Origin of the sequence: Pseudomonas sp. T1.Ur (genome assembly GCF_023516725.1) — a bacterium.
Taxonomy (GTDB): domain Bacteria; phylum Pseudomonadota; class Gammaproteobacteria; order Pseudomonadales; family Pseudomonadaceae; genus Aquipseudomonas; species Aquipseudomonas alvandae.
Genome location: NZ_JAMGSN010000001.1, coordinates 6,001,853 through 6,019,095 on the forward strand (window position 1 = coordinate 6,001,853; position 17,243 = coordinate 6,019,095).

General features: G+C 61.6%; 16 protein-coding genes. 6 read left to right on the forward strand and 10 right to left on the reverse strand.

Going from position 1 to position 17,243, the window contains the following annotated elements; all coding sequences use genetic code 11:
- The first annotated feature begins 76 nt into the window (after positions 1 to 76).
- Positions 77 to 589: a dihydrofolate reductase gene (locus M8Q45_RS26590; RefSeq protein WP_249877029.1), complete on the forward strand. Its 513-nt coding sequence runs from the start codon at positions 77 to 79 to the stop codon at positions 587 to 589.
- Positions 590 to 709: 120 nt separating this feature from the next.
- On the opposite strand, the gene M8Q45_RS26595 is transcribed toward M8Q45_RS26590, so the two are convergent.
- The gene (locus M8Q45_RS26595; RefSeq protein WP_249877030.1) at positions 710 to 2,101 is read right to left on the reverse strand and encodes an L-cystine transporter; all 1,392 of its coding nucleotides are present in this window, start codon (positions 2,099 to 2,101) and stop codon (positions 710 to 712) included.
- A 241-nt stretch (positions 2,102 to 2,342) separates the two neighbouring features.
- Between M8Q45_RS26595 and M8Q45_RS26600 the strand changes: the two genes are divergently transcribed.
- Positions 2,343 to 3,398 carry an HAD family hydrolase gene (locus M8Q45_RS26600; RefSeq protein ID WP_249877031.1) on the forward strand — a complete coding sequence of 352 codons (1,056 nt, stop codon included), beginning with the start codon at positions 2,343 to 2,345 and terminating at the stop codon, positions 3,396 to 3,398.
- 300 nt (positions 3,399 to 3,698) lie between these two features.
- Here the strand turns inward: M8Q45_RS26600 and ilvD are convergent, their stop codons facing one another.
- From ilvD to M8Q45_RS26620, 4 genes are all read right to left on the reverse strand, one after another.
- On the reverse strand, positions 3,699 to 5,540 hold the full coding sequence (ilvD, locus tag M8Q45_RS26605; RefSeq protein ID WP_249877032.1) for a dihydroxy-acid dehydratase: 1,842 nt from the start codon (positions 5,538 to 5,540) through the stop codon (positions 3,699 to 3,701).
- Positions 5,541 to 5,798: 258 nt separating this feature from the next.
- A complete protein-coding gene (locus M8Q45_RS26610) occupies positions 5,799 to 7,004 on the reverse strand; it encodes an MFS transporter (RefSeq protein ID WP_249877033.1) in 1,206 nt (401 codons plus the stop codon).
- 205 nt (positions 7,005 to 7,209) lie between these two features.
- A complete protein-coding gene (locus tag M8Q45_RS26615; protein ID WP_249877034.1) occupies positions 7,210 to 8,406 on the reverse strand; it encodes a class I SAM-dependent rRNA methyltransferase in 1,197 nt (398 codons plus the stop codon).
- Positions 8,407 to 8,713: 307 nt separating this feature from the next.
- Entirely contained in the window at positions 8,714 to 9,253 is a 540-nt protein-coding gene (locus M8Q45_RS26620) for a type 1 glutamine amidotransferase domain-containing protein (protein ID WP_249877035.1), read from the reverse strand.
- Between the two features lie 177 nt (positions 9,254 to 9,430).
- Here M8Q45_RS26620 and M8Q45_RS26625 point away from each other — a divergent pair, with 177 nt between their 5' ends.
- The 3 genes from M8Q45_RS26625 to M8Q45_RS26635 are packed head-to-tail and all read left to right on the forward strand — an operon-like array spanning position 9,431 to position 11,518.
- On the forward strand, positions 9,431 to 10,300 hold the full coding sequence (locus M8Q45_RS26625; protein ID WP_249877036.1) for an HDOD domain-containing protein: 870 nt from the start codon (positions 9,431 to 9,433) through the stop codon (positions 10,298 to 10,300).
- Positions 10,301 to 10,330: 30 nt separating this feature from the next.
- Positions 10,331 to 11,143: a bifunctional DNA-formamidopyrimidine glycosylase/DNA-(apurinic or apyrimidinic site) lyase gene (gene mutM, locus M8Q45_RS26630; RefSeq protein WP_249877037.1), complete on the forward strand. Its 813-nt coding sequence runs from the start codon at positions 10,331 to 10,333 to the stop codon at positions 11,141 to 11,143.
- Positions 11,144 to 11,197: 54 nt separating this feature from the next.
- Complete coding sequence (locus M8Q45_RS26635; RefSeq protein WP_249877038.1) at positions 11,198 to 11,518, forward strand: multidrug transporter; 321 nt, start codon at positions 11,198 to 11,200, stop codon at positions 11,516 to 11,518.
- 142 nt (positions 11,519 to 11,660) lie between these two features.
- On the opposite strand, the gene M8Q45_RS26640 is transcribed toward M8Q45_RS26635, so the two are convergent.
- The 5 genes from M8Q45_RS26640 to M8Q45_RS26660 form a co-directional block, all read right to left on the reverse strand.
- A complete protein-coding gene (locus tag M8Q45_RS26640; RefSeq protein ID WP_003206534.1) occupies positions 11,661 to 11,912 on the reverse strand; it encodes a YfhL family 4Fe-4S dicluster ferredoxin in 252 nt (83 codons plus the stop codon).
- A 133-nt stretch (positions 11,913 to 12,045) separates the two neighbouring features.
- Positions 12,046 to 12,525 carry a pantetheine-phosphate adenylyltransferase gene (gene coaD, locus M8Q45_RS26645; protein ID WP_007897855.1) on the reverse strand — a complete coding sequence of 160 codons (480 nt, stop codon included), beginning with the start codon at positions 12,523 to 12,525 and terminating at the stop codon, positions 12,046 to 12,048.
- A gap of 115 nt (positions 12,526 to 12,640) precedes the next feature.
- The gene (locus M8Q45_RS26650) at positions 12,641 to 14,236 is read right to left on the reverse strand and encodes a GMC family oxidoreductase (protein ID WP_249877039.1); all 1,596 of its coding nucleotides are present in this window, start codon (positions 14,234 to 14,236) and stop codon (positions 12,641 to 12,643) included.
- 144 nt (positions 14,237 to 14,380) lie between these two features.
- Positions 14,381 to 14,926, reverse strand: coding sequence for a twin-arginine translocation pathway signal protein (locus tag M8Q45_RS26655; RefSeq protein WP_249877040.1), 546 nt, complete (start codon positions 14,924 to 14,926; stop codon positions 14,381 to 14,383).
- A 26-nt stretch (positions 14,927 to 14,952) separates the two neighbouring features.
- Complete coding sequence (locus M8Q45_RS26660) at positions 14,953 to 16,383, reverse strand: coniferyl aldehyde dehydrogenase (protein ID WP_249877041.1); 1,431 nt, start codon at positions 16,381 to 16,383, stop codon at positions 14,953 to 14,955.
- Positions 16,384 to 16,534: 151 nt separating this feature from the next.
- Between M8Q45_RS26660 and M8Q45_RS26665 the strand changes: the two genes are divergently transcribed.
- Positions 16,535 to 17,206, forward strand: coding sequence for a TetR/AcrR family transcriptional regulator (locus M8Q45_RS26665; protein WP_030137930.1), 672 nt, complete (start codon positions 16,535 to 16,537; stop codon positions 17,204 to 17,206).
- Positions 17,207 to 17,243 lie beyond the last annotated feature (37 nt).

Sequence of the window (17,243 nt, forward strand, 5' to 3'; positions counted from 1 at the left end):
GGGGCTTCCGTTGCTCGAATGAGCAAAGAGCATAACCGCTGTGGCGCCGGTCCGGGCCTCTGGTATCCTCGCGGTCATGAAAAAAACACTTCCCCTAAGCCTGATCGCAGCCCTCGGTGAAAACCGCGTGATCGGCGTCGACAACAGCATGCCCTGGCACTTGCCGGGGGATTTCAAATACTTCAAGGCCACCACCCTGGGCAAGCCGATCATCATGGGCCGCAAGACCTGGGATTCCCTGGGTCGGCCGCTGCCGGGTCGCTTGAACATCGTGGTCAGCCGCCAGCCCGGCCTGGTGTTGGACGGCGCGGAGGTTTATTCCACGCTTGAGGCCGCCGTTGAACGGGCCGAAGCCTGGGCGTTGGAACAGGGTGTGGATGAGTTGATGCTGATCGGCGGGGCCCAGCTCTATGCGCAGGCGCTGGACCAGGCCGATCGACTGTACCTGACCCGCGTGGCGCTGAGCCCGGAAGGGGATGCGTGGTTCCCGGCATTCGATTCGAGCCAATGGACGCGGGTGTCGAACCAGCCGAACCCGGCCGAAGGGGACAAGCCGGCCTACAGTTTCGAAGTCTGGGAAAAGCGCTAAAAGCATCGCGGGCAAGCTCGCTCCCACATTGGATTTTTGGCGAACATGAAATTTGTGTTCAGTGCTGATCCCTGTGGGAGCGAGCTCGCTCGCGAAGGCAATCTATCTGGCGCCGCCGAATCAAGCGTGCACCAACTCCCCATGCTCCTGCGCATCGAGCAGCGCCTTGTCAGTCTGCTGCATCGCCTGGCTGGTGATCGCCCCGGCGGTGATCGAACCACTGACGTTCAACGCGGTGCGGCCCATGTCGATCAGCGGCTCCACCGAGATCAGCAGCGCCACCAGCGAGACCGGCAGGCCCATGGCCGGAAGCACGATCAGCGCGGCAAACGTCGCGCCGCCACCGACCCCGGCCACCCCGGCCGAGCTCAACGTCACGATGGCGACCAGCGTTGCGATCCACACGGGGTCCAGCGGGTTGATGCCCACCGTCGGCGCGACCATCACCGCCAACATCGCCGGATAGAGCCCGGCGCAGCCGTTCTGGCCGATGGTGGCGCCGAACGAGGCGCTGAAGCTGGCGATCGCACGGGGAATGCCGAGGCGGCTGGTCTGAACTTCGATGCTCAACGGAATGGTCGCGGCGCTGGAGCGGCTGGTGAAGGCGAACGTCAGCACCGGCCAGATCTTGCGGAAGAAGCGCAACGGATTGATCCCGGCGGCCGATACCAGCAGGCCATGGACCACGAACATCAAGCCCAGCCCCAGGTACGACACCACTACGAAGCTGCCGAGCTTGATGATGTCCTGCAGGTTGGAGCCGGCGACCACTTTGGTCATCAATGCCAATACGCCGTACGGCGTCAGTTTCATCACCAGGCGCACCAGGCGCGTCACCCAGCCTTGCAAGGTGTCGATGGCATTGATCACTTTCTGGCCTTTCTCGGCGTCATCCTTGAGCAACTGCAACGCCGCGACACCCAGGAACGCGGCGAAAATCACCACGCTGATGATCGACGTCGGCTTCGCTCGTGCCAGGTCGGCAAACGGGTTCTGCGGAATGAACGAAAGCAACAGTTGCGGGATATTCAGGTCGGCGACCTTGCCGGCATAGTCGCTCTGGATCACTTGCAGGCGCGCCAGTTCCTGGGTGCCGGCCACCAGGCCCTCGGCGGTCAGGCCGAACAGGTTGGTCAGGCCGATGCCGATCAGTGCCGCGATGGCGGTGGTGAACAGCAGCGTGCCGATTGTCAGGACGCTGATCTTGCCCAGGGACGAGGCGTCATGCAGTCGCGCCACGGCGCTGAGGATCGAGGCGAAGACCAGCGGGATCACGATCATTTGCAGCAACTGCACGTAGCCGTTGCCCACCAGGTCGAACCAGCCGATCGAGGCCTTGAGCACCGGGTTGCCTGCGCCGTAGATCGTATGCAAGGCGATGCCGAACACCACGCCCAGCACCAGCGCCAGCAATACCTTTTTTGCCAGGCTCCAGGTGCCGTGGCGGGTTTGCGCCAGGCCGAACAGCAGCCCAATGAACACCAACAGATTGAGTATCAGCGGCACATTCATGAAATAGCTCCGATAAGACTTTGCCAGCCGCCAAGCGCCGCGACTGTGAGCCGAAAAGCCTAACAGTCTGAAAACTAAAGAATTAATACTAAAAAAGAATGTTGACTGTCGCTTTTGGAATAAGCCACTGGCGCTCAGGGACATGCCGCTGCCGTTATCGAGACGCAAGCGGTCGCCCACAGGCGAGATCTGTCACAGGCATTTGTTAGCGTCGAACTCTTATCAAATGGGAGTAATGCCGATGAAGCTCGTACCTCACTTGCTCGCTGTCGCTTTAGGCCTGAGCCTCGCCGGCCAAGCGCTCGCCACCGATCTCAAGCACTGGCCGGCGGAACAGGCCAAGGCCTTGGAGGCCATGATTGCGGCCAATGCCAACAAGGGTAACTACGCGGTGTTCGACATGGACAACACCAGTTACCGCTATGACCTCGAAGAGTCGTTGTTGCCGTTCATGGAGAACAAGGGGCTCATTACTCGGGAAAAACTCGATCCATCCTTGAAGCTGATGCCGTTCAAGGACACCGCGGATCACAAGGAAAGCCTGTTCAGCTATTACTATCGCCTGTGCGAAGTGGACGACATGGTCTGCTACCCGTGGGTGGCACAGGTGTTCTCCGGGTTCACGCTCAAGGAGCTTAAGGGCTACGTCGACGAATTGATGGCTTCCGGCAAGCCGGTGCCGACCACCTATTACGATGGCGACAAGGTAGTCCAATACAACGTCAACCCACCGAAAGTCTTCACCGGCCAGGCCGAGCTGTACAACAAGCTGATGGAAAACGGCATCGAGGTCTATGTCATGACCGCCGCTTCCGAGGAACTGGTGCGCATGGTCGCCTCGGATCCTAAGTACGGCTACAACCTCAAGCCGCAGAACGTGATCGGCGTGACCACGCTGCTCAAGGACCGCAAGACCGGTGAACTGACCACGGCACGCAAGCAGATCACTGCCGGCAAGTATGACGAAAAGGCCAACCTGGGCTTGGAATACACGCCCTATCTATGGACCCCGGCGACCTGGATGGCTGGCAAGCATGCCGCGATCCTGACCTACATCGACGAATGGAAAAAACCGGTTCTGGTGGCTGGCGATACGCCGAGCAGCGACGGCTACATGCTGTTCCACGATGTGGACGTGGCCAAGGGCGGCATCCACTTGTGGGTCAACCGCAAGGACAAGTACATGACTCAGATCAACGGCATGATGGCCAAGCACGCCGCGGCCCAGGCCAAGGAAGGATTGCCAGTGACGGCGGACAAGAACTGGGTGATCGTCAAGCCCGAAGATATCCAATAAACCCTGTCCCCACGGTCATACCAAGGAACCCCGTGGCGAGGGCGCTTGCTCCCGCTGGGCTGCCCTGTAGGAGCTGACGAGTGCAACGAGGCTGCGATCTTTCCCAAGACACTTGAGTTCCACGCGAAAGATCAAAATCAAAAGATCGTCCGAACGCGGCCCGAGCCTTCGCCAGCTCCTACAGAGTCCAGCGGGAGCAAGCTCCCTCGCCACGAAGATCACTTGGCTCAACGGGCCGAACTGAAGCCCAAAAAAATGCCCCGCACTTGGCGGGGCATTTTTGTTTGCGGCTCGGGGCGCTTACAACCCGTCAAGCATCGCCTTGTTGCGCACCGCGCCCTTGTCGGCGCTGGTGGCCAGCAAGGCGTAGGCCTTCAGGGCCGTGGTGACTTTGCGCGGACGCACTTCCACCGGTTTCCAGCCTTTCTTGTCCTGTTCGATGCGGCGTTCGGCCAGTTCCTCGTCGCTGATCAGCAGGTTGATCGAGCGGTTTGGAATGTCGATCAGGACCTTGTCGCCATCGCGCACCAGGCCAATGGCGCCGCCAGCCGCCGCTTCCGGCGAGGCGTGGCCGATGGACAGGCCCGAGGTGCCGCCGGAGAAACGCCCGTCGGTCAGCAGGGCGCAGGCTTTGCCCAGGCCCTTGGATTTCAGGTAGGAGGTTGGGTAGAGCATTTCCTGCATGCCCGGGCCGCCCTTCGGACCTTCATAACGGATGATCACGATATCGCCGGCCTTCACTTCATCGGCCAGGATGCCGCGCACGGCGCTGTCCTGGCTTTCGAAGATCTTGGCGTTGCCTTCGAATACATGGATCGACTCGTCGACGCCGGCGGTTTTCACCACGCAGCCGTCCAGGGCGATGTTGCCGTACAGCACGGCCAGGCCGCCTTCCTTGGAGTAGGCGTGCTCGACGCTGCGGATGCAGCCGTTTTCACGGTCGTCGTCCAGGGTCTCCCAGCGGGTCGACTGGCTGAACGCGGTTTGCGTCGGGATGCCTGCCGGGCCGGCCTTGAAGAAGTGATGCACGGCTTCATCGGTGGTCTGGGTGATGTCCCATTTGACGATGGCCTCGGCCATGGTCTTGCTGTGCACGGTCGGCAGGTCGGTGTGCAACAGGCCGCCACGGGCCAGGGAGCCGAGGATGCTGAAGATCCCGCCGGCACGGTGCACGTCTTCCATGTGGTACTTCTGGATGTTCGGCGCGACCTTGCACAGTTGCGGCACGTGACGGGACAGGCGGTCGATGTCGCGCAGGTCGAAATCGATCTCGGCTTCCTGGGCAGCGGCGAGCAAGTGCAGGATGGTGTTGGTGGAACCGCCCATGGCGATGTCCAGGGTCATGGCGTTTTCGAACGCCTGGAAGTTGGCGATGTTGCGCGGCAACACCGACTCGTCGTTCTCGCCGTAGTAGCGCTTGCACAGCTCGACGATGGTCCGGCCAGCCTGCAGGAACAGCTGTTCGCGATCGCTGTGGGTGGCGAGGGTCGAACCGTTGCCTGGCAATGCCAGGCCCAGGGCTTCGGTCAGGCAGTTCATCGAGTTGGCGGTGAACATGCCGGAGCACGAACCGCAGGTCGGGCACGCGCTGCGCTCGTACTCGGCAACCTTCTCGTCGGAGGCGCTGGAGTCGGCGGCGATCACCATGGCATCGACCAGGTCCAGGCCGTGGCTGGCGAGCTTGGTCTTGCCGGCTTCCATCGGGCCGCCGGAGACGAAGATCACCGGGATGTTCAGGCGCAGGGCGGCCATGAGCATGCCTGGGGTGATCTTGTCGCAGTTGGAAATGCACACGATGGCGTCGGCGCAGTGGGCGTTGACCATGTATTCCACGGAGTCGGCGATGATCTCGCGGCTCGGCAGCGAATAGAGCATGCCGTCGTGGCCCATGGCGATGCCGTCGTCCACGGCAATGGTGTTGAATTCCTTGGCAACGCCGCCGACACGTTCGATTTCACGGGCAACCAGTTGGCCGAGGTCCTTGAGGTGGACGTGGCCCGGTACGAACTGGGTGAAGGAGTTGGCAATGGCGATGATCGGCTTCTTGAAGTCGTCATCCTTCATCCCCGTGGCGCGCCACAAGGCACGGGCGCCGGCCATGTTGCGGCCATGGGTGGATGTTTTCGAGCGGTAATCAGGCATGGAGCACTCCGGGCGGCTAATCAAAATATCAAAGGGGAAGTGAGCTTCTGTTGACCTCTGGAACACTCGGGATTGGCGGTGTGTCCGGAAGTGGCCGATGACTTTGCAGGATCGCTGCGCGCCTCGGCATGAGCTCATAAACCCGCCGGGGATGAATGGCGATGAATGCCACGATTCTACACCGCTGGCGTCAGGATGAAATGACGCAAAGCGCTGATCGGGCGCCAATGTCGTGCGCGGGATGACGACTGGCAGGGTTCAGCGGGCCAACAACGCCTTGCCACGCTGCCGCACCAGGGCATTGAGGGCCAGCCCCAGCAGGCTGAGCAGGACCAGGCACAGGGCCAGGGTGAGCTGGAGGTCCAGCGGGGTGAGGCTGATCGCGGCGCTGGCCAGGCCGCCGACGATGAAGATCAGCACGCTGCCGGCCGAAGCGGATGTGCCGGCCTGCCCGGGAAATCTATTCATGGCTTGGGTGTGGGCGGCGGCGCGGGCAATGGTCGTTCCGGTGGTACAGACGATCATGGGCAGCAACAGAGTAGTGACTGACAAGCCCAGGTGATTGGCGAGTCCCAGCATCAGCAGGCCTGCGACGAGGATCAGGCCCAGGCCCGTGATGATCTGCGCCTGTGGATCGATTCGATTGCTCAGCACGGACGCCACCGCGCCCCCGCCGATATAGGCCAGCCCATAGCCCAGCAGCGCCAGGGAAAAAGCCTCGGGAGAGAGGTGCAACTGGTCGATCAGGACCAGCGGTGAAATGACGATAAACGAAAAATGACAGGCAAAAGCCAGCGCCGAGGTTAACCAATAGGCCATGAAATTGAAGTCGCAGCAGACCTTTCGATAGGCGGCGATGAAATCCAGGCGCCTGGGCGGGCTGCCTGCCACAGAGCGTTGAAGTAAACGACTGGCGCCGATGAATGCGCCGATTGCCAAGGCGATGAACACCAGGAAACTGCCACGCCAGCCCATCCAGCTTTGCAACCCGGTGCCGGCCAGTGGCGAAACGGAAATGAAAATCCCCCCGCAGGTGACCAGGAAGATCCGCAATCGCTGCTGTTCCTGGCCGGTGAAGAGGTCCTGGATCAGCGCTTGGGACAGCACGAAAAAGCCACACCCCAAGGCCTGGACAATACGGGACAGCAAAAAAGACCAGTAACCGTCGGCAAGCACGCAACCTGTTGCTCCAGCGGCTGAAACGGTAATCCCGATCAGCAGCAGTTTTTTTCGCCCCATGACGTCGGAAAGCGGACCGACCAGCAGTTGCGAAAGGGCGATACCCACCGCGAACAGGCTGACGGACAGGGCAATGTCCGACGATGGACGTTCAAAATGCTCGGACAGGGCAGGGAACGAAGGCAGCACGACATCGATTGGAAAGACACCGAGCAGTGTCAGCGTCAGCAACAAGCCGACAGTGGCCGGCTTGCGGGCCGCCAGGCGGTTTTGCGGATCAGTCATGAGGCGTTCCAAGGCTTACCTGAAGGGCCTTTCAATCCTAGTGCGTCGTGGCCGTCGGTTACGGGGAGATTGAGTAGGACGGTTCTGATAATTGCGTGGGGGCGTTCCTACACACTTATTCGGACGCGCAAAAAAAATCGCAGCCAAGGCTGCGATCTGGTTGCCAGTCGGGGGCACAGCGCTACGGCACTGGCCCCGCCCGGCCTCAGCTGTTAGGCAACAACCGGCAAGTGATGCTCTTGATGTAGCGGGTTTCGGCGATTGCCGGGTGCACCGGATGGTCTGGTCCCTGGCCGCCGCGTTCGAGCAGTTGGATGTTGCGGTCCAGGTGACGGGCGCTGGTCAGCAGGATGTTCTGCAGGTCGTCTTCGGGCAGGTGCATCGAGCACGAAGCGCTGACCAGGATGCCGTCCTTGGTGAGCAGGCGCATGGCTTGCTCGTTCAGGCGGCGGTAGGCGCCTTCGCCGTTCTTCATGTCTTTCTTGCGTTTGATGAACGCCGGCGGGTCGGCCACGATCACGTCGAAGCGTTCTTCGCTGGCCTTCAGTTCTTTGAGGGCTTCGAACACGTCACCTTCGATGCAGGTCATTTTTTCGGCGACACCATTCAGTGCGGCGTTGCGCTCGACACCGTCGAGGGCAAAGGCCGAAGCATCGACGCAGAACACTTCACTGGCGCCGAACGCCGCGGCTTGCACGCCCCAGCCGCCGATGTAGCTGTACAGGTCCAGTACACGCTTGCCTTTGGCGTACGGCGCCAGGCGTGCGCGGTTCATGCGGTGGTCGTAGAACCAGCCGGTTTTCTGGCCTTGAATGACTGGCGCTTCGAATTTCACGCCGTTCTCTTCGAGGGCGACCCATTCCGGCACCAGGCCGAACACGGTCTCGACGTAGCGTTCCAGGCCTTCGGCGTCACGAGCGGCGGAATCGTTCTTGAACAGGATGCCGCTGGGCTTGAGCACTTGGGTCAGCGCGGCGATCACGTCGTCTTTGTGGGTTTCCATGGTGGCGGAGGCGATCTGCACCACCAGGATATCGCCGAAGCGGTCGACCACCAGGCCCGGCAGAAGATCGGAGTCACCGTAGACCAGGCGGTAGAAAGGCTTGTCGAACAGCCGCTCGCGCAAGGACAACGCCACGTTGAGGCGATGCACCAGCAGGGACTTGTCCAGCGGCAGCTTCGCATCGCGGGACAGCAGGCGCGCGCAGATCAGGTTGTTGGGACTCATCGCGACGATGCCCAGCGGCTTGCCACCCGCGGCTTCGAGGATTGCCTGGTCGCCGGCCTTGAAGCCGTGCAGCGGGGTGGCGGCCACGTCGATTTCGTTACTGTAGACCCACAAGTGGCCGGCGCGCAGGCGACGGTCGGCGTTGGCTTTGAGGCGCAGGCTAGGCAGGGACATGACGTCGCTCCGGAAAAAAGAGCGGGAGTATACCGTGTTGCAACCATCGCGGGGCTTGTGGTGGACATGCGGCGAGGGCGCACACTCTCCCTGGCCGCAGGCACTGTATAGGCGCTGCGTAGGAGCTGCGTAGGAGCTGCCGAGTGCAACGAGGCTGCGATCTTTCCACTGCCCATTGAGTCCCGAGCGAAAAATCAAAATCAAAAGATCGCAGGCTTCGCCAGCTCCTACAGCGCAACAGATGCAACAGATGCAACAGATGCAACAGATGCAACAAATGCAACAGATGCAACAGATGCAACAGGCTTTACGCGGACAACGCGCTGATCAGCTCGCGATTGAACGCCGGGATGTCGTCGGGCTGGCGGCTGCTGATCCAGGTTCCGTCCTTGACCACTTCCTGGTCGACCCAGTTCGCGCCGGCGTTGACCAGGTCGTCCTTGAGGGTCTTGTAGCTGGTCATGGTCTTGCCCTTGACCAATCCGCTCGACACCAGCAACCAGCCGCCGTGGCAGATTACCGCGATGGGTTTGCCCACCGCGTCGAAGCCCTTGACCAGGTTCTGGGCGTCGGTGTCGATGCGGATGGTGTCGGAGTTCTGCACGCCGCCGGGCAGCACCACGGCATCGTATTGGTCGATATTGGCGGCCTTGAAGGTCAGGTCGACCTTGAAGTCGTCGGCCGGCTTGTCATGGTTCCAGCCTTTGACCTGGCCTTCGCTGGCCGAGACGATTTCCACCTTGGCCCCGGCCTGCTCCAGCGCCTGCTTGGGGCCGGTCAGTTCGGCCTGTTCGAAACCGTTTGTCACCAGGATGGCCACGCGTTTGTCATTCAGGGAGCCAGGCATGAAAAATCCCTCAAGCTGAGTGGGTGGGCTGCCGACCTAAGCCTGTATGCAGGCTTGGCTGTCGGCTCTACAGAATCCGAAGCCGAGGCTTTAATGAAAGTTCCGCCGAGCTACCCGGCGGTGTATCGGATTGCGCTTTAAGCGTTAGAATCCCTGCCTGGCCCAGAGTGCATACCCATGTCCCAAGAGCTTTCCGCCGAACAGATCCAACAGTCCCTGCAGGGCATCAGTGTCCCGCCCCAGCCGCAAATCATGGTGGATTTGCAGATGGAGCAGTACATGCCCGACCCGGACCTTGAGACCATCGCCAAGCTGATTTCCCAGGACCCGGGGCTCTCGGGGGCCTTGCTCAAGATCGTCAATTCGCCGTATTACGGCTTGAGCAACAAGATCACCTCGATCCAGCGCGCGGTGAACCTGCTGGGCAGCCGTTCGATCATCAACCTGATCAATGCGCAGTCCATCAAGGGCGAATTGCACGATGACACGATCGTCACCTTGAATCGTTTCTGGGATACCGCCCAGGATGTGGCGATGACCTGCCTGACCCTCGCCAAGCGCGTCGGCCTGCAGAACGGTGACGAAGCCTATGCCCTGGGCTTGTTCCATGATTGCGGCATACCGCTGATGCTCAAGCAATTCCCCACGTACATGAGCGTGCTGGAGGAGGCTTACGCCAATGCCAGCGCCGAGTGCCGGGTGGTCGATACCGAGAACCGCGTGTTCAACACCAACCATGCGGTGGTCGGTTATTACACGTCCAAATCCTGGCGCCTGCCGGATCACGTCAGCCAGGCCATCGCCAATCACCACAACGCCCTGGCGATCTTCAGTGACGAAACGTCGCGCAATAACAGCCAGCTGAAGAACCTGCTGGCGATCCTCAAGATGTCGGAGAACATCTGCGCCTCCCATCGCGTGTTGGGCAACCAGGCCGACGATCACGAGTGGGACTGCGTCGGGCCGCTGGTGCTCGATTACATCGGGTTGTCGGAATATGACTTCCAGACCCAGAAACAGGAAATCCGCGACCTGGCCACTCGTTGAGTGCCACTGTTCGCCTGATTCGAGAGCCCCATGCCAGAACTGCCGGAAGTCGAAACCACCCGCCGAGGCATCGCGCCCCATCTTGAAGGCCAACGGGTCAGTCGCGTAGTGGTCCGTGACCGCCGCCTGCGCTGGCCGATCCCGGAAGATCTCGACGTGCGGCTCTCGGGCCAGCGCATCGTGCAGGTGGAGCGCCGGGCCAAGTATTTGTTGATCAATGCCGAGGTGGGCACGTTGATCAGCCACCTGGGCATGTCCGGCAACTTGCGCCTGGTTGAGGTCGGCATGCCGGCCGCCAAGCACGAGCATGTCGACATCGAGCTGGAGTCCGGCCTGGCCTTGCGCTACACCGATCCTCGCCGTTTCGGCGCGATGCTCTGGAGTCTTGACCCGCTCAACCATGAGCTGTTGATTCGCCTCGGCCCCGAGCCCTTGACCGACCTGTTCGATGGCGAACGGCTTTTCCAGCTGTCGCGCGGGCGTTCGATGGCGGTCAAGCCGTTCATCATGGACAACGCGGTGGTGGTGGGCGTGGGCAATATCTACGCGACCGAAGCGCTGTTCGCCGCCGGGATCGACCCGCGTCGCGAAGCGGGAGGCATCTCGCGGGCGCGCTATTTGAAACTGGCGATCGAGATCAAGCGCATCCTTGCCCATGCCATCGAGCGCGGCGGCACCACGCTGCGGGACTTCATCGGCGGGGATGGCCAGCCGGGCTATTTCCAGCAGGAGCTGTTCGTCTACGGCCGGGGTGGGGCGTTGTGCAAAGTCTGTGGCACGGGACTGCGGGAAATCCGCCTGGGCCAGCGCGCCAGTGTCTGGTGTCCACGCTGCCAGAGATGATTTGTCCTACGGTCTATAGTCAGTTATCAGACTGTTTAGCCGAAGGATGGCCTCATGAATCTGTTTCGACCTATCGTTCTGGCGCTCTCGCTGGGTGCCAGTTTGCCTGCCTTTGCGAACACCGAGAGCGGTGACCCGCGCTACACCATCCAGAATCCGCCGGCCTACGCCATGATCGGCGATTTGCTGATAGCACGTCCGTTGTTGCTGGCTGCCACCGTGATGGGTGCCGGGGCGTTTGTCGTGTCGTTGCCTTTTACCGCGCTGGGCGGTGGGGTTGGCGATGCGGGGAAGGCGCTGGTGGTGGATCCGGCGAAGGCTACCTTCGTGCGGTGCCTGGGGTGTATCGGGGAGGGGTTTGAGCGGCAGGAGTGATGCCTTCAGCGCGGCTGATGGCCTCATCGCGAGCAAGCTCGCTCCCACAGGGATCTGCTGTGTCTGCACCCTGGGCGGCTGAAGCAGGCCACTTGTGGGAGCGAGCTTGCTCGCGATGGGGCCTGCAGGGCCGCCAAAAAACTCAAGCCTTGCCAGTAATCTTGCGATATTTCGCCATCAACTGCTCTTCCGTCTCCGGATGCGCCTCGTCCAACGGGATGCAATCCACCGGGCAGACTTGCTGGCACTGGGGTTCGTCGTAATGGCCGACGCATTGGGTGCACAGGTTCGGGTCGATGACGTAGATCTCTTCGCCTTGGGAAATGGCTTCGTTCGGGCATTCGGGTTCGCAGACGTCGCAATTGATGCAGTCGTCGGTGATGATCAGGGACATGCAGGCTCCTGCCGGGGCATTGGGCCCGGGCATCTGAAAACGTATGGGCGCAATTGTGCCGCATTGGCGAGCGCAGTGCACGCGGGCGCGATGGACTGCGCCCTGCTGCGAGGCGACTCGCAGCGCCGGCAGGTTATTTCTTGAAACGCAGGGTCAGCGCGTCGGCCACGGCCGGATGGACAAACTTGGTAATGTCGCCACCCAACGCTGCGATTTCCCGAACCAGCGTCGAGGAAATGAAGGAATAGCGTTCCGACGGCGTCAGGAACAGGCTTTCGACGTCCGGTGCCAGTTGCCGGTTCATGTTCGCCAGCTGGAATTCGTATTCGAAGTCCGAGACCGCGCGCAGGCCGCGCAGGAACACGTTGGCGTTCTTTTCCTTGGCGAAGTGCGCCAGCAGCGTCGAGAAGCCGACCACCTCCACGTTGGGCAGGTGCTTGGTGACCTCGCGGGCCAGTTCCACACGTTGTTCCAGCGGGAACAGCGGGTTTTTCTTCGGGCTGGCGGCGACGGCAATGATCACATGGTCGAACAGGCGCGAGGCGCGTTCGACCAGATCGCCATGGCCCTTGGTAATAGGGTCGAAGGTACCTGGGTACAACACTCGGTTCATCGCGTCGTCCTGGCGGGAGTGCGTTGGGGAGTCGGATGGTATCGCAGCCTTCCCGGTCGGCCAAGTCGGCTGTTGCGTAGAAACGAACTATAGACGCTGCGAATAATGCATATTTTCATGACTTTTTCAGGCGTTCGGCTAGATTCGACGCCAGTTTCGCCGTCAGCCCATACACCGACAACTGTGGATTGGCGCCGATGCTGGTGGGGAACAGCGAGCCGTCGTGGATCGACAGGTTGTCCAGTTGGTGGTGACGGCCAAGGCTGTCGGCCACGGCTGAGCCTGGATCTTCGCCCATGGCACAGCCGCCCATGACATGGGCGCTGCCCAGGCGCGTGCGGTAGAGGGCGAGGTCGAGCCCGTCGATCATCACCCGTGCCTCAGCCAGGCTTTTCACGTAGTGGGCATCGCTGTGCATCGGCATGACGGCCCTGGCCCCGCCGGCAAACTGAATCTCGGCCATGCTGTGGAACGCTCGGCGCAGGCCGTCCCAGGCATAGGGCGAAACCTGATAGTCGAGCACCGGCGTGCCGTCGCTGCGCAGCTCGACGGCACCACCGGGACTGTCGGGATGAAAGCCATCACGCAGCAGCGCCAGCATGGCGTGGGTGTGGGGCAGGTGCGCCATGTGCGCGGCATTTTCCTTGCCGAAGCCTCCCAGCAACGTGGCGGCGAGCGCGGGATGCAAGGGAGGTACCTCAAGCTTGTAGGACATTTTGCCGGTGATACCGTCCTGCCATTGGAAGTGATCGGAGTAAATCGATTGGGGCGCGCCGTAGAACGGATTGATGACTTCATCGAACTGGCCGGCCGACATGTTCACCAAATGCAGGAACGTACGCTTGCCCAGGCGCCCGTGAGGGTCCGGCGCATCGGAGCGCAGCAACAGGGCGGGGCTGTTGATGCCGCCGCCGGCAAGCACGTAGTGCCGGGCCTTGACGGTGATGCGTCGCCCGGTCGGCGCTACGCAACGCTCGTCCATGGCCTGGCATTCGAGGCTGACGACGGTGTCGTTCTTGATCGTCAGACGCTCGGCTCGCGCCAGGTAAAGCAGCGCGCCACCCTTGTCCAGCGTGGCCGGTATCGTGGTGACGAGCATCGACTGCTTGGCGTTGGTCGGGCAGCCCATGCCGCAATAACCCAGGTTCCAGCAACCGCGCACGTTGCGCGGGATGACGTGCCAGCTGTAGCCCAATTGCTCGCAGCCCTTGCGAATCACGTCGTTGTTGGCGTTGGGTGGCATCAGCCAGGGCGCCACACCGAGGCGCTGCTCCATGCGTTCGAACCAAGGCGCCATCTCGGCGGCACTGTGACCCTTGACGTTGTGCTCGGCGGCCCAGTGCTCAAGGGTTTGCGTAGGCGTGCGAAAGCTCGATGTCCAGTTGACCAGGGTCGTGCCGCCCACCGCCCGCCCCTGGAGAATGGTAATGGCGCCGTCCTTGCTCATGCGCCCGAGGCCCTCCTGGTACAGGCTGGTATAGGCCTGGTCCTCGCGCAGCTTGAAGTCGTGGCTGGTCTTGAGCGGGCCTTCCTCGATCAGCAGCACCTTGTAGCCGGCAGCACTGAGAATCTCCGCCGTGGTACCGCCGCCGGCGCCGCTGCCGATGATCGCCACATCGGCTTCCAGCGTGAGGTCCTCGGCCAGTTGCGCGCCGTTGTAGGTGTTCCAGCCACGGGCGAGGCCTTCGCGAAATGGATCGGGTACGGGCATGCCAGGGTTCCCTTGTTGTCATGGATTGCGAGGAAGATCCCGGTGGGAGCGAGCCTGCTCGCGAACGCGTCGGATCAGTTGCGGTGTGTCAGCTGACACACCGCTATCGCGAGCAGGCTCGCTCCCACAGTATTCGCTTGGTTTTCAAACCACTGGCGGCCCTGGGTATCCGCAATGGCCCCAGGATTCCGGGCAGCTGTACCAAGCCATCATCACCATTTGCAGCAATGAGCCGTGACCTTGGCGCAACAAGCTCAGCGAGCTGTTTTCCCACCGTGCCAGAAACGCTTGGATGTCCTCGGCGCTGGCGTTTTCCCACGCACCCCAGATCCCGGTCAGTGGTCCGCGAGTGATACCCAGCGTGAGCACATCGAAGAGCTGGCGCGTGAGTTTGAGCATGGACGGGGACAGGTGCGCCAGGCCGCGATCCAGGCTCTGCAACGTGGCTTGGGCGGCGGCGTCGAGCGTTTGCGCCGTCACGGCGCCGTTCAGCATCACCGCAATGACCGCACGCAAAAATGGCAGGTCACTGTCACGCAATGCCACCAGGCCGCTGGCCGGCTGGCTGGTGGAGCAACCGCTCAACGTGGCCCCCAATCCGACCGTGGCGAGAAACGCGCCGGCGCCGAGGCTCAAGTGCAGCAAGCCCCGCCGCGACAGGGTGGGCGTATCGGTCAGGCTTGGGTTCATTCTTGTTATTCCCCTGGGAGGCTCTGTCAGCGGATGAACAGCTTCTGGATCAGTTTCTGCAAAGGCTTGCCGTAGGGGGGATAGATCAGTTTCGCGGCGTTGAATCGCTGCTTCACCAGCACGCCCTTGGCCTTGCTGAAGGTCAGGAACCCCTCGTGTCCGTGATAGTGCCCCATCCCCGAGGCACCAATGCCGCCGAAAGGCATGTCGTCCTGGGCCACGTGCAACAGGGTGTCGTTCAGGCAGACGCCGCCGGAATGGGTTTCGGTCAGTACGCGATCCTGCTCGGCCTTGTTGTAGCCGAAATAGTAGAGCGCCAGCGGGCGAGGTCGCTGATTGATGTAGGCAAACGCCTGGTTCAAATCTGCATAAGGCACGATCGGCAGCAGCGGGCCGAAGATCTCGTCCTGCATGACGGTCATGTCATCCGTGACGTTGAGCAGCAGACTATGGGCCATGCGTCGTCCCTGGCCCTGGTCGAACAGCTCGATCAGCAAGGCGCCTTTGCTGGTGGCATCGCTGATGTAGCCGTTGAGCCGTGCCAGTTGTCGCTCGTTGATGATGGCGGTGTAGTCCGGGTTGTCAGCCAGCGTCGGATAAAAACCACGGACCGCCTCACGATACGCCTCGACGAATGCCCCGACGCGGTTCTGCGGCACCAGCACGTAGTCGGGCGCGACACAGGTCTGTCCGGCATTGAGGGTCTTGCCGAAGGCGATGCGTTGGGCGGCGTCCTTGAGTGGGACATCCTCGGACACGATGGCGGGGGACTTGCCACCCAGCTCAAGGGTAACGGGGGTGAGGTTTTCAGCAGCGGCACGCATCACATGCTTGCCGATGCTGGTGGCGCCGGTAAACAACAGGTGGTCGAAGGGCAGCCGGGAGAACGCAACGCCGACGTCCGCTTCGCCCAGCACGACGCACACCAGGTCCTGGGGAAAGATCCGGGCCAGCAGTTGCTTGAGCAGCAAGCCGGTGGCAGGCGTCGACTCGCTGAGCTTGAGCATCACTCGGTTGCCCGCCGACAGCGCCCCCACCAACGGTCCGATCGCCAGGAACAGCGGATAGTTCCAAGGCACGATGACCCCGACAACGCCCAGCGGCTGGTAGACGACCTTGGCCGACGCCGGCTGGAACGCCACGCCGACCTTGCGTCGGGAGGGTTTCATCCAGCCCTTCAGGTGCCGGCTGGCGTAATGGATGCCATGCAGGCTCGGCATCAGCTCGGCGAGCAGCGTTTCGTCTGGGCTGCGGTGGCTGAAGTCCTGGCTGATCGCATTGATCAACGCCTGCCGTTCATGGCTCAACAGTTCGCGCAATGCCTTGAGCCATTGCAGGCGCTGTCCAGCCGGTGGCATCGGATGGGCTGCGTAGGCCAGGCGCTGGGCATCGAACGATGCCCGGAGCTCTTCCAGTTGCTGTTGGGACTCGTGCAGGTAAGCAACGTCGGCGGGCATGGTGGGCACCGGATTTATTATTGGAGTCGGTGCTTTCTAGAGCTAATGCTCTAGAAAGTCAAATGAGGACCTGTAAAATTGCTTGGGTTTTATCCCGTGACCGATAGGTCGTAAGATGCCTCCCACTGACTTTTGAATTAAAGCCCAAGCCATGGCCCCACGAATAAAAACCAGCGAGCGCATCGTGCAGAACAGCCTGGAGTTGTTCAATCGGCAGGGCGAGCGCAGTGTCAGCACCAATCACATTGCTGCCCACATGGACATGTCCCCGGGCAACCTCTATTACCATTTCCCCAACAAGCAGGCGATCATCGCCGTGCTGTTCAGCGAATACGAAAACCTGGTGGACAGCTTCCTGCGCCCGCCCCAGGGCCGCGCGGCCACGGTGGACGACAAGCGCTTCTATCTGCAGGAACTGCTCTCGGCGATGTGGCGCTACCGTTTCTTGCATCGGGACCTGGAGCATCTGCTCGACAGTGACGCGGAACTGGCGGCCCGCTATCGACGGTTCTCCCAGCGCTGCCTGATCCATGGCACCGCGATCTACGAAGGCTTCGTCGCTGCCGGTATCCTGAAGATGGACCGGGTGCAGATCGAATCCCTGACCCTCAATGCCTGGATTATCCTGACCTCCTGGGTACGTTTCCTCTGCACGACCCGGGAAAACTCCAGCCATCTGAGCGAGCAGGCGATCAAGCGCGGTGTCTATCAAGTGCTGGTGCTGGAGGCGGGTTTTGTGACCGACGAGGCCCGTGAAGCGGTGGATGATCTGTTCAAAGAGTTTTATGTCCCGCTGGCCCAGACCCTTGAGGAGGGGCAGTAGGTTCGGCCCTCCCTTGTTTCAATCACAGGAGCTCACC

What these genes read in the sequence shown, in the direction of transcription:
- M8Q45_RS26660 (WP_249877041.1), bottom strand. Translation starts at nt 16,383, where the DNA reads ATGCCCGCCGACGTTGCTTACCTGCACGAGTCCCAACAGCAACTGGAA.
- coaD (WP_007897855.1), bottom strand. Translation starts at nt 12,525, where the DNA reads ATGAACCGAGTGTTGTACCCAGGTACCTTCGACCCTATTACCAAGGGC.
- M8Q45_RS26620 (WP_249877035.1), bottom strand. Translation starts at nt 9,253, where the DNA reads ATGCCTGGCTCCCTGAATGACAAACGCGTGGCCATCCTGGTGACAAAC.
- M8Q45_RS26640 (WP_003206534.1), bottom strand. Translation starts at nt 11,912, where the DNA reads ATGTCCCTGATCATCACCGACGACTGCATCAATTGCGACGTCTGCGAA.
- M8Q45_RS26590 (WP_249877029.1), top strand. Translation starts at nt 77, where the DNA reads ATGAAAAAAACACTTCCCCTAAGCCTGATCGCAGCCCTCGGTGAAAAC.
- M8Q45_RS26610 (WP_249877033.1), bottom strand. Translation starts at nt 7,004, where the DNA reads ATGACTGATCCGCAAAACCGCCTGGCGGCCCGCAAGCCGGCCACTGTC.
- M8Q45_RS26600 (WP_249877031.1), top strand. Translation starts at nt 2,343, where the DNA reads ATGAAGCTCGTACCTCACTTGCTCGCTGTCGCTTTAGGCCTGAGCCTC.
- M8Q45_RS26595 (WP_249877030.1), bottom strand. Translation starts at nt 2,101, where the DNA reads ATGAATGTGCCGCTGATACTCAATCTGTTGGTGTTCATTGGGCTGCTG.
- M8Q45_RS26650 (WP_249877039.1), bottom strand. Translation starts at nt 14,236, where the DNA reads ATGCCCGTACCCGATCCATTTCGCGAAGGCCTCGCCCGTGGCTGGAAC.
- ilvD (WP_249877032.1), bottom strand. Translation starts at nt 5,540, where the DNA reads ATGCCTGATTACCGCTCGAAAACATCCACCCATGGCCGCAACATGGCC.
- M8Q45_RS26655 (WP_249877040.1), bottom strand. Translation starts at nt 14,926, where the DNA reads ATGAACCCAAGCCTGACCGATACGCCCACCCTGTCGCGGCGGGGCTTG.
- M8Q45_RS26615 (WP_249877034.1), bottom strand. Translation starts at nt 8,406, where the DNA reads ATGTCCCTGCCTAGCCTGCGCCTCAAAGCCAACGCCGACCGTCGCCTG.
- M8Q45_RS26665 (WP_030137930.1), top strand. Translation starts at nt 16,535, where the DNA reads ATGGCCCCACGAATAAAAACCAGCGAGCGCATCGTGCAGAACAGCCTG.
- M8Q45_RS26635 (WP_249877038.1), top strand. Translation starts at nt 11,198, where the DNA reads ATGAATCTGTTTCGACCTATCGTTCTGGCGCTCTCGCTGGGTGCCAGT.
- mutM (WP_249877037.1), top strand. Translation starts at nt 10,331, where the DNA reads ATGCCAGAACTGCCGGAAGTCGAAACCACCCGCCGAGGCATCGCGCCC.
- M8Q45_RS26625 (WP_249877036.1), top strand. Translation starts at nt 9,431, where the DNA reads ATGTCCCAAGAGCTTTCCGCCGAACAGATCCAACAGTCCCTGCAGGGC.